The organism is Microcoleus sp. PH2017_28_MFU_U_A (assembly GCF_020738035.1).
In the GTDB taxonomy this organism is placed as follows: domain Bacteria; phylum Cyanobacteriota; class Cyanobacteriia; order Cyanobacteriales; family Microcoleaceae; genus Microcoleus.
The window spans coordinates 26,410-37,324 of record NZ_JAEQCX010000128.1; the positions used below are offsets into that span (position 1 = coordinate 26,410).

Genomic DNA, 10,915 nt, shown 5'->3' on the forward strand with positions numbered 1-10,915 from the left:
GAATATCATGCTAAATCCTAATCTGGACGAGATCCAGCTCAACAAACAAGAATACGAACGCTACTCTCGCCACCTCATCCTGCCAGAAGTTGGATTGGAAGGGCAGAAGCGTCTCAAAGCAGCCAGCGTGCTCTGCGTCGGTACGGGAGGACTCGGTTCGCCGCTGCTGCTGTATTTAGCAGCCGCCGGTGTTGGCCGCATTGGGATTGTAGACTTTGATGTTGTTGACCATTCCAATTTGCAGCGCCAGGTTATTCACGGCACTTCTTGGGTTGGGAAGCCGAAGATTGAGTCGGCGAAAAATCGGATTTTAGAAATCAATCCTTTTTGTCAAGTTGATTTGTACGAGACTCGCGTTAGTTCCGAAAATGCGATCGGCATTGCCACTCCCTACGATATCATCATCGATGGTACGGACAACTTTCCGACTCGCTATTTAATGAACGACGTTTCAGTGCTTTTGAACAAGCCCAACGTCTACGGTTCCATCTTCCGATTTGAAGGACAAGCAACAGTTTTCAACTACGAAGGCGGCCCGAATTACCGCGATTTGTACCCAGAACCCCCGCCTCCTGGAATGGTTCCTTCCTGTGCGGAAGGCGGCGTTTTAGGCGTTTTACCTGGGGTAATTGGCTGCATTCAAGCCACGGAAGCTATTAAGATTATCTTAGGTCAAGGTACAACTTTGAGCGGCAGATTGTTGCTGTACAATGCCTTAGATATGACATTCCGCCAGTTGAAATTGCGACCGAATCCAGTACGTCCGGTAATTGACAAGTTAATCGATTACGAACAATTCTGCGGCATTCCTCAAGCTAAAGCCGAGGAAGCAGAACAACAGAAAATCCCTGAGATGACTGTCACGGAACTTAAAAAGTTAATCGACAGCGGCGCCAAGGATTTTGTCTTGTTAGATGTTCGCAATCCTAACGAGTATCAAATTGCTCAAATTCCTGGGTCAGTTTTGGTTCCATTACCGGATATCGAACACGGCGCAGGTGTTGCGAAGGTCAAAGAATTGTTGAACGGACATCGCTTGATTGCACATTGCAAAATGGGCGGCCGTTCTGCGAAGGCCTTGGGCATCTTGAAGGAAGCCGGAATTGAGGGAATTAATGTTAAGGGCGGGATTACTGCTTGGAGTCAAGAAGTAGATTCGTCTGTTCCTCAATATTAAATTACTTTAAAGGCGATTAGAATTCACGGCGATTGGAAATCGCGGCTACACAAACGATGTCCACCTCCGTGGACGAAGAGGTAAAATCTTCAACCCGCGGAGGCGGGTTTCGTCTGTGTAGACGCGGTTTCAACCGCCGGGTTTATTTAAATTTAGCCCGAATATTCTTGAAATTTGCGCCCAACATAACCAAAGACCAAACCACAACTCCCGCGCCGATACTAATCAACAATACCAACACAAAAGAATTAATTCCCACCTTCAGGAAAGGCAAAGCAATTACCTGATTCGGCGGGTCTTGTTTAATCAAATAAGGAGAACTCCCAGCGACTACCCCGGCGACTCCCAAACCAAAGCCGACTGCTTGAATCGTGACTTCTAATTTCGCATCCCGATAAGCCTCTTCAATGGCGACAACTCCTCGAATTGCTTCCATTGCTTTGTCTAGCAAGCCGGTGCCGTGGCTGAAGTAGCCTAAGTCACCTTTGATTTGTGCTTGAAACTGCGGCGAGGTTTCTTTGCTGAATAATTCGAGAAAGCTTAAATCACACTCACTTTCATTGTATTTCTTCCGAGATTTTAAGTCAAGACTTATCTGATATAATTTATCTTGGTAGTTTTTGGCGTTAATTGCGATCGTATTTTGTCTAAATTCCAACTGCATCAGCAACCGGGCATACTTGACAGCGCGCGGCGGCATCTCGATTGTCTGACGTTCGAGACGTTCTAATTCCTCTTCCTTTAAACCCGCACCTTTCAATTGCTGCTGCTGGGCTTCGTCTTGCCGCAAATAATTAAAAGTCGCGTCGATATTGAGTTCAATTTGTTTGTATTCCTCGCTAATCACCCGGTAAAGTTTGCGGGTATCGCGATAGGCGCGGAGAATCTTATTGCGGTACAAAAATAACTCGACAAAATCGCTGTACCGCGTCTCATCCCAGATTTCCTCAGTTGCAGAACTGTTGAAAAACCAGACTATAATGTTGTAGTCAGTATCTTGGCGATTTGGATCGCCGTATTCTAAAATTGGGCTACCGAATAACTCGCCTTGACGGTAAAAATTCGGCAGATTGTCACCGGAAATTAACTTTTCTAGACACTGTTGGGCTAAACCTTTTAGAAACTGCGAATCTTCCCGCGCGGCCTGGTTTTGTTCGACACTCAGCCAAGCCGTAATCAGCAGAGTTTGCCCGAAATAGCTTTGCACAAAATCGGGCAGCAAGCAGTTTTCGGGATTAAATTCTTTGAAGATGGTAACATCGACAGCGGGCGTTTTAATATTGTTAACTTTTTCGGGGACGCGAATTTGCAAACCCAAAGCATAGCTGTCATCAATCCGCAGCGGTTGGGCGAAACCTTTGAGATTTATTTGCTGGTTGTCAAAGGAAATATCCTTAGCAAAAGCGAGAGAATTTCGGCCGCCGACAACTTGTTTGTTAATTAGTTCAACTCGCCATCCGAGAGGTTCATCTTTTTTGGGTAAATAGCTGCCGTTGAATGCTTTACCAACTGCTAATTTAGTTTGCAATATCTCGTTGCACTTTTCCCACAGTTTGGTTGATTCTCCAGGAGAAATCGACTCTGTTTCTGGCAGTTTGCAGAGGTGATAGGCAAATAGATAGACGTTGGGGGCATAGATTTTACTATTTTGAGTCATTGTCTTTATCTAATTTCTGTGCATCTAGTTGTTGAAGTTTTTCGTAAGTTTCTTCAATGTCTTGACGCAGAGTTTGAGTAGTATTGGTTAACATCTGCTGTGTGGTTGGGGTGGGTTCGCCGGCATCGTCGATATCTTTCCGCGCTTGTTCTCTTAATGTATCTCCCAATCCATGATGGGCACACCACTTGCTGATAGTCATAGCAATCGGGAATAATTCATCATCGGCTGATTCTGCTATTTCTGTATCTAGTTTCGGTAAATCTTGCCATGCTGTGGGCATGAAAATGCTCGGATTTTCGCGCAACCATTTGAAGAAGACAATGATAACTTTTTCGGGTTCCATAAAACAATTCTCCGTTAATAAAATGTCAGGGTTGGTTGGTTGGGTGGGGGCGGGTTTTTGTGATTTTTTTGTCGGAATCAAAGATGGTTGGTGAACCCGCCCCTACGGAATTGGGTAAGACAATCATACATCAAGAATACCCAAATTTGTAGGGGCGGGTTCGCCGACATTTGTATCATCCCATCCCCAAATTCATAAACCCGCCCCCACCCATCGCAGATATCGAAAAACCTGTTTCCTAATATCCAGTAGCACAGAATGCCGCCCAATACTTGGGATGACTAAAAGGCCGTTCCTCTAGCGATGATACTAACCACAGTTCCACACTTTGCCCAGATTTTTTATCTAAATTTAAGGATTTCACCCAAACTCCAAAATCCTCCTTGGTGACGGCGCGCATCCAGTTTTGGGCGGCGTTCAAAGCGACTGCGACTGAAACTTTCGGTAGCAATTCCTGATAAAATTTTATCATTAAAATCGCCGTCGCAAAATCATCGACTGACCACAATGTGCTCACAACATTCATACTCCCAGCATACAAGAAGCCGCTGGGTAAACCAATGTACTCATCAGTCATTTCTGTTGAACTGGTTAACCCAGTTTCGCAGGCGGAGAGTGTCACGAGATTGCACTTACTTAACTCTAAATCGGCAAATATTTCTCGCAAGGTTAGGCATTTTTCGGGGATGGCTTTTCGCCCGCTTCGCATTGTCACATAGCGGCTTTCTGCATCTGTCTCGTTATTTTCCTCGATGGAATCGGCTAGGGCGAGAAGGGACAGCAGCGGATAGTCAAAGTTAAAGACTCCGTGACATGAAAAGTGGATATAGCTAGCATTGGAGAGGTTTTTGAGGTTTTCGTTGAAAGCGATTTTGGTAGCTTGTTGTTTGATTAAGATATCATGGGTGTCGAATCTTTGTTTGATGATTTGTACTTCCATATCGGCGTTCGATAAATCTTCGGTGGGATTCTGAATCGCAAATAATGGCTGAAGTTCGGGGGCGGGAGATGTGCGGGTTTTGATGCGGTTTTGTACGAGTTCTAATAGTTGCAAACTGGGGGCGTATTTCACGCCGCTGGGGAAGCAGTCTAGGAGGTTTCCGCAAAATTCGGTTTGTTGAGTGAACCGGGTTTGTGATGTGAATGGTAGGGCGTGGAGGGGGAATAAGTGCAGGTAGCGGTGAGGTACTAATATTAGTTGACGGCAATGATTGGGAATTGTGGCGACTATCTCATCTAGCAGCAAGATTTCGGAGAGTTTTTGCAGTTTGGCGGATAAGGTTTGTTGCCAGATTTTTTGTTTGGCTTTGTCGCGGTATTCGTTGAGATAGTTGTTTTTCCAGGTTTCTAATTCGGCTATTTCGGTTGTGGTATATGTGACTAATTCTATGTTGTTGTGGGTGATGATGAATGCAAATCCCCCCGTAGGGGCGGTGGATGGTGCGTGCCCGCCCCCGCCGATGTACCATTCTATAATTGCGGTTTCGGTGTCTAAGGTTTGTTGGAATTCGGGGATGTCTATGGGTTGGATTTTTTGAGTTAGTTTGAATTCTGGTTCTCGCTGTTTGAAGATTTCTAGGTATTGTTCTAGTTGCTGTAATGCTGTTGCCAAATTATCTTGTTGTTGTTGAGGGGATTGTTGGAGGGAGGCGATTTGGCGGCGCAGGTTTTGGAGTTGCTGTTTTTCGGTTTGGGTGGCTGTTTTGGGATAGATTTCGCTGTTGGTGAAGAGTTCGACTAGGTAGCGGGATTTGCTGCGTTCGATTGTTTGAACTGCTTTGTGATATTGTTGGTGATTGATGCAGGATTGCATCATTTTTTCGTAGATGTTGAGGTTTTCTTCGATAATTTCTCGTTTGCGGTTTTCGGAGGCTATCCACTCGCGGCTTTGTTCGACTGCTTCGATCGCTTTTTCGTAGCCGAGTATGGCGGTTTCCCACAAGTTTACTGCTAATGCTAAATCGCCTAAGTTTCGCCCTGTTTGCAGACAGTCAAGAGGTAAGGTGGTAGGAGTCCGAACTTGTAAAGCAGCTTGATAACATTCGATCGCCCGTTCGATATTCTCTCCTCTATCGAACTTGATTCTGTCACTGTAAGCACTTCCTAAATTATTTTGTCTAAATTATCACCTCTGTTTACCCATATTTGATCACTGTAAATAATTCCCAAATTATTTTGAGTCATTGCCCAATCTTGGGGCAAAGCATCGCGAGTCCGAACTTGTAAAGCAGCTTGATAACATTCGATCGCCCGTTCGATATTCTCTCCTCGAACGAACTTGATTCTGTCACTGTAAGCATTTCCTAAATTATTTTGAGTCGTCGCCCAATATTGGGGCAAAGCATCGCGGGTGTAAACTTGTAAAGCAGCTTGATAACATTCGATCGCCCGTTCGATATTCTCTCCTCTATCGAACTTGATTCTGTCACTGTAAGCAGGGCAAAGCATCGCGGGTGTAAACTTGTAAAGCAGCTTGATAACATTCGATCGCCCGTTCGATATTATCTCCTCTATCGAACTTGATTCTGTCACTGTAAGCAAGTCCTAAATTATTTTGAGTCATCGCCCATTTTTGGGGCAAAGCATCGCGGGTGAGAACTTGTAAAGCAGCTTGATAACATTCGATCGCCCGTTCGATATTCTCTCCTCTATCGAACTTGATTCTGTCACTGTAAGCAAGTCCTAAATTATTTTGAACTTGCTTAAAAATTTGCAATCCCGCCTCGTAGCCGGCAATGGCAATTTCCATATTGCTACTTTTGCTACCCAGCGGAAACTGTTGAATCAAATTACTGAATTTAACTATATTAAGAGTAATGTTTGTAGCTTCCTCTGACTCCATTGCTGCGATAGTTTGAGTTGCCCACTCGCGCAGATATCGGGCAAAACCATCATCTAATAATTCTAGATTCTGTTTCAGGAGGGCGATTTGTTCGTCTTCTGGGGAGTTGAGGAGGGATTGAATCAGATTGAGATAGGCTTCGCGGCGTTTTTCGTTCATTTTGCACAACCCATTTTTGGAATATTTTACATTATTTGTTGGGGGAAGGCAAGTTCGGCAGCGGATTTTGTAGCGGATGTAACGGATGGATTTGGGGGTGATTTACGGATTGATTACGGGTTGATTGCAGAGGCCCCGGCGGTTGGAAACCGCGTCTACACAAACGATGTCCACCTCCGTGGACGAAGATGGTATTCGGAGATGGAAAATCGTTGGATGAAATCTTCAACCCGCGGAGGCGGGTTTTGTTTTTGTAGACGCGGTTTCAACCGCCGGGTTTCTCTCAATCAATTGGGTAAAATCTTCAACCCACGGAGGTGGGTTTTGTTTTTGTAGACGCGGTTTCAACCGCCGGGTTTCTTCCTAATTACCCAACCCTTCAACTAACAGATTGCGAGCACTTTCCAACGCTGACTGCAACTTACTAGCATCACGTCCCCCAGCCTGGGCCAAATTAGGCCGCCCGCCGCCTTTGCCGCCACAAATTTGAGCAATTCCCCCGATAAACTTGCCAGCTTGCAATCCTTTCTTATTAACTTCTGGACTAAAAGCTGCTACCAAACTTACCTTGTCCGGTTCAGGAATTGATGCCAAAACAACCGCAGCATTTCCTAACTTTTGCTGCAATCTTTCCGCCGCAGTTTTCAGCGCTTCTGCATCCACATCACCCAATTGAGCTACAATGATTTTGAACTCGCCAATGGACTCAGCTTTTGCTAGCAACTGGTCGGATTTCGCGATCGCCAATTCCGACTTCACAGCAGCCAACTGCTTCAGAGTATCCTTCAACTCATTCTGCAAATTAGTAATCCGGTTGGGCAATTCTTCGGGTTTCGCCTTAAATCGATCGCCCAAATCGCGCACAACCCTGTCACGCACATTCAAATAATCCAACACAGCTTGTCCTGAAACCGCTTCTATCCGGCGAGTACCAGCCGCAACGCCCGCTTCGGAAACAATCTTAAACAGCCCGATTTCTGCGGTATTGCTGACGTGAGTCCCCCCGCACAATTCCATCGAAACCCCGGGAAAGTCGATTACCCGCACTACGTCGCCGTACTTCTCGCCAAACATGGCTGTGGCGCCTTTTTCTCTGGCTTGGGCGATCGGCATTTCGGCAACTTCCGCAGCGTGGGCCTCAGCAATCCAACTATTAATTAAATCCTCAATTTTCTCCAACTCTTCTGCTGTCACAGCGCGCGGAGAATTGAAGTCAAACCGCAATCTGTCTGTCGATACCATGGAACCAGCTTGGGAAATTGAATCATCGACAATTTTTCGCAAAGCTGACTGTAATAAGTGAGTTGCTGTGTGGTTGGCTTGAATGCGGCGGCGGCTACTATTGTCAATTTTCGCAGTCAAACTATCGCCAACTTTTAGCGTTCCCCGTTCCACAAAGCCGAAATGCACGAAGAAATCTGACTCCTTTTTCACATCATCAACTCTCACCAACAAACTCTGACCATTCTCTCCGCTTTGCAAATAACCTTTGTCCCCAAGTTGTCCGCCGGATTCTGCATAAAACGGCGTTTGGTTCAAAACAACTTGTACCTCAGTTCCCGCCTCTGCTGATTCCACAGCTTTGCCGTCAACTAAGATAACTTTGATTTCAGCTAAACTTGACAATTCAGTATAGCCAACAAACTCTGTTTTCTGGATACTCTCAGCTAACTTATCCAAGGAACCCTGCACAGTTAAATCAATGGTTTGGTGAGCTTCTTTCGCGCGAGTTTGCTGTTCCTTCATCGCGACTTCAAAGCCATCTAAATCGACAGTAATTCCCTGTTCTTCCGCAATTTCTTGAGTCAATTCTAAGGGGAAACCGTAGGTATCGTAAAGCGTGAACGCATCTTGTCCAGAAATTTCTACTGTGGGGTGGGCATCCTGCCCGCCCCCAGAAACCGACAGGCGAGACGCCTGTTCCACAAGAGCTTTTTTGAGAATTTCCTCAAGCAGCTTCTCTCCGCGTTCCAAAGTCTTGAGAAACTGCGCCTCTTCCCTTGCCAATTCCGCCTTAATTTGAGCTTCCCGCGATCGCACATTTGGATAAACTGCTTCCGAAAGGGCGATCGCGCTTTCGGCCACCCGCACCGTAAATTCGCCCTGAATCCCAATCAGCCGCCCGTGGCGCACCACCCGGCGAATCAACCGACGCAAAATGTAACCGCGGCCGACATTTGACGCGCGAATTTCGTCCGCAATCATGTGCACCACAGCCCGAATGTGATCGCCAATTACTTTCAGCGAAACCTTGACATTTTCATCGCTATTGTGGTAATCAATTCCGGCAATTTCCGCCGCCGATTGGACGATCGGAAAAATCAAATCTGTTTCGTAATTGTTCGGGACTTTCTGGAGGATTTGCGCCATCCGTTCCAATCCCATCCCAGTATCAATATTTTGATTTTGCAGCGGTGTTAAATGGCCCTCTGCATCCTTATTGTACTGCATGAAAACCAGGTTATAAAATTCGATAAACCTGCTATCATCTTCGAGGTCAATATTGTCGCCTCTTTCTGGGTGGAAATCGTAATAAATCTCGGAACACGGGCCGCAAGGGCCTGTGGGGCCGGATTGCCAGAAATTGTCAGCTTCTCCCATGCGTTGAATGCGATCGCCCGGAATGCCAATTTCATCGCGCCAAATTGCAAAAGCTTCGTCATCTTCTCGGAAAACGCTAACAACTAAATTGGACGGTGACAAACCGAAAACTTCTGTGGAAAGTTCCCACGCCCAAGCAATCGCCTGTTTCTTGAAATAATCCCCAAAACTGAAATTCCCCAACATCTCAAAAAACGTGTGGTGGCGGGCGGTACGGCCGACGTTTTCGATATCGTTGGTGCGGATGCACTTTTGTGAAGTGGTAGCGCGCGGTGATTCTGCGGTGCGCTGTCCGAGAAATATCGGCTTAAATTGTAGCATTCCGGCGATCGTTAGCAACACAGTCGGATCTTCGGGCACCAAAGAAGCACTCGGCAGGATTTTGTGTCCCCGCTGGGCGTAAAAGTCGAGGAATGTTTGGCGGATTTGACTACCGCCGAGAGACTTAGGAGTAATAGACATGACAAAAACTGTTAAGTATGTAAAGATGTAGCAGCAATAGAACTCAATACGCTTCAGTTAATAGTGTTTATTGCCCGGAGATCCCCTCGCATCCCCCTTAAAAAGGAGAGTAGGGGTTGACTTTGAGAAAACTCTTGTCCCCCCCTTTTTAAGGGGGGCTAGGGGGGATCGGGCTTAGCCCAAGCGTATTGCAATAGAACTTACATCTATGTGGATATTTATATCATTATACTTAGTAATGTAAAGACCTATCAAGTTTTACAAATTGTGCTTTACTCCTCCCAAAGCTCGTGCTAACTTAACAATAGACACCGGGACAGAAAGAAACAGGAGGTCGCTATATTTAGCCCGTTCAGCGGGAACCCCCTCTCGATAATTTTTAATTTGGGGTGGGATGAAAGCCAGGTTTGTGAAAAATGGAAGGTTGACCGATTCCGTAGGACAGGGAAATCTTCACAGCCTGAACAAACAATCCTTGATATATTGGAAAGACAGTGGGGCTGGACGTGTTCCTCACTATAAAACGCCGTAGAGAGAAACATTTTGGAGTATCTCGAAGGAAGATCTAGATATCCTTAACAGGACTCAGATGCCTACAACATATTGCTTGCAATTGATGTAGGAGCGTCACAAGCAAAGTTCAAGGATATAGACATGGTGTCTCCGGTCTAAATTCCCAGGCGCGGCCGAAATTAACCGAACACAACTTGGAATAGTGGCGAAACTGCCGATCGCGCAGTCAAGCCAAACCGCAGTCGAGTCAGACTTATTGTGCTTGCGGATTAAAAGTAAAGCTGCACAAGTTGTAAACCCTAGTAAGAAATTAGTTCTCTACCAGAAACACATCTCGTTTGTTAGAAAATCAAAGATTCTTATATTATTGGGTCTGATCGCTGTCGATCGGGCCCTACGCTTTTTTATAGGGAAATGGGAAGAGGGGGAGAAAGAGAGAGGGGGAAATGGGAAGAGGGGAAGAAAGGGAGAGGGGGAGAGGGGGAGAAAGGGAGAGGGGGAGAGGGGGAGAAAGGGAGAGAGGGAGAGGGGGAGAGGGGGAGACGGGGAAGAATCCCGATGCAAGCATCTGTGCGCAAGCTCTTATCTGCGAGCGGGGACGCTCGCGAGTCTGTTATGGTGCGAGCGTCCCCGCTCACTTCGAGCGGAACTCACTTCGAGCGGGACGCTCTATTCGTGCTATTCGGCTCGGACTGCTGTGACTCGATCGATCGAGCTTTTGAGTTATCTATAATACATAACGGGCGATCGCGCCCGCGCGTTTTTGGTCGTGGCTGACGCCCTCTGGCATGAGGCACTGTCAATATGCGATATCATTGAAAAGTCAGTACAAGAGGTTAACTTACAGGGCGAAATAGTTATCTAAACTTAGTCAAAGCTCGCTGAACAAGATAAGTCTAGAATTGATATAATATCTGCAATGCCGAAAACCAAAGCTCAATTATCCGGTTTGTAAACCGCAGTTCTGTCAGGACTAGCCAGCCTGTTAAGGTCGAGAAGGAAGTCCACAACTCGTTAAATTGGCTGAAAATAGTGGGTGACTCATGGCTAAAAGCTTCAGCTAGAATTGTTTTTTGGATTAGGATGGGCTACATCCGAATTTACGCCTGTGGACAAGTTGCGAGCCGACTCCCTTGGGTGAAGCAGGAAGCAGACCCT

At 46.2% G+C, this 10,915-nt stretch carries 7 protein-coding genes; 1 reads left to right on the plus strand and 6 read right to left on the minus strand.

Going from position 1 to position 10,915, the window contains the following annotated elements:
• Positions 1-7 precede the first annotated feature (7 nt).
• Entirely contained in the window at positions 8-1,177 is a 1,170-nt protein-coding gene (gene moeB / locus JGK14_RS28580) for a molybdopterin-synthase adenylyltransferase MoeB (RefSeq protein ID WP_325315763.1), read from the plus strand.
• 142 nt (positions 1,178-1,319) lie between these two features.
• Here moeB and JGK14_RS28585 read toward each other — a convergent pair whose 3' ends face one another.
• From JGK14_RS28585 to alaS, 6 genes are all read right to left on the minus strand, one after another.
• A complete protein-coding gene (locus JGK14_RS28585; protein ID WP_325315764.1) occupies positions 1,320-2,834 on the minus strand; it encodes a hypothetical protein in 1,515 nt (504 codons plus the stop codon).
• The gene (locus JGK14_RS28590) at positions 2,821-3,180 is read right to left on the minus strand and encodes a hypothetical protein (protein ID WP_293191582.1); all 360 of its coding nucleotides are present in this window, start codon (positions 3,178-3,180) and stop codon (positions 2,821-2,823) included. The genes JGK14_RS28585 and JGK14_RS28590 overlap by 14 nt, the downstream gene beginning before the upstream one ends.
• 238 nt (positions 3,181-3,418) lie before the next feature.
• A complete protein-coding gene (locus JGK14_RS28595) occupies positions 3,419-5,122 on the minus strand; it encodes a CHAT domain-containing protein (protein ID WP_293219095.1) in 1,704 nt (567 codons plus the stop codon).
• 161 nt (positions 5,123-5,283) lie between these two features.
• The gene (locus JGK14_RS28600) at positions 5,284-5,628 is read right to left on the minus strand and encodes a tetratricopeptide repeat protein (RefSeq protein ID WP_325315765.1); all 345 of its coding nucleotides are present in this window, start codon (positions 5,626-5,628) and stop codon (positions 5,284-5,286) included.
• The gene (locus tag JGK14_RS28605) at positions 5,606-6,181 is read right to left on the minus strand and encodes a tetratricopeptide repeat protein (protein WP_325315766.1); all 576 of its coding nucleotides are present in this window, start codon (positions 6,179-6,181) and stop codon (positions 5,606-5,608) included. Before JGK14_RS28605 ends, JGK14_RS28600 begins: the two co-directional genes overlap by 23 nt.
• A gap of 363 nt (positions 6,182-6,544) precedes the next feature.
• Entirely contained in the window at positions 6,545-9,244 is a 2,700-nt protein-coding gene (alaS, locus tag JGK14_RS28610; protein ID WP_325315767.1) for an alanine--tRNA ligase, read from the minus strand.
• Positions 9,245-10,915: the final 1,671 nt, after the last annotated feature.

Excerpts from the sequence above, each read along its gene's own strand:
- alaS (WP_325315767.1), bottom strand. The coding sequence starts at position 9,244 with ATGTCTATTACTCCTAAGTCTCTCGGCGGTAGTCAAATCCGCCAAACA.
- JGK14_RS28585 (WP_325315764.1), bottom strand. The coding sequence starts at position 2,834 with ATGACTCAAAATAGTAAAATCTATGCCCCCAACGTCTATCTATTTGCC.
- JGK14_RS28600 (WP_325315765.1), bottom strand. The coding sequence starts at position 5,628 with ATGCTTTGCCCTGCTTACAGTGACAGAATCAAGTTCGATAGAGGAGAG.
- moeB (WP_325315763.1), top strand. The coding sequence starts at position 8 with ATGCTAAATCCTAATCTGGACGAGATCCAGCTCAACAAACAAGAATAC.
- JGK14_RS28590 (WP_293191582.1), bottom strand. The coding sequence starts at position 3,180 with ATGGAACCCGAAAAAGTTATCATTGTCTTCTTCAAATGGTTGCGCGAA.
- JGK14_RS28605 (WP_325315766.1), bottom strand. The coding sequence starts at position 6,181 with ATGAACGAAAAACGCCGCGAAGCCTATCTCAATCTGATTCAATCCCTC.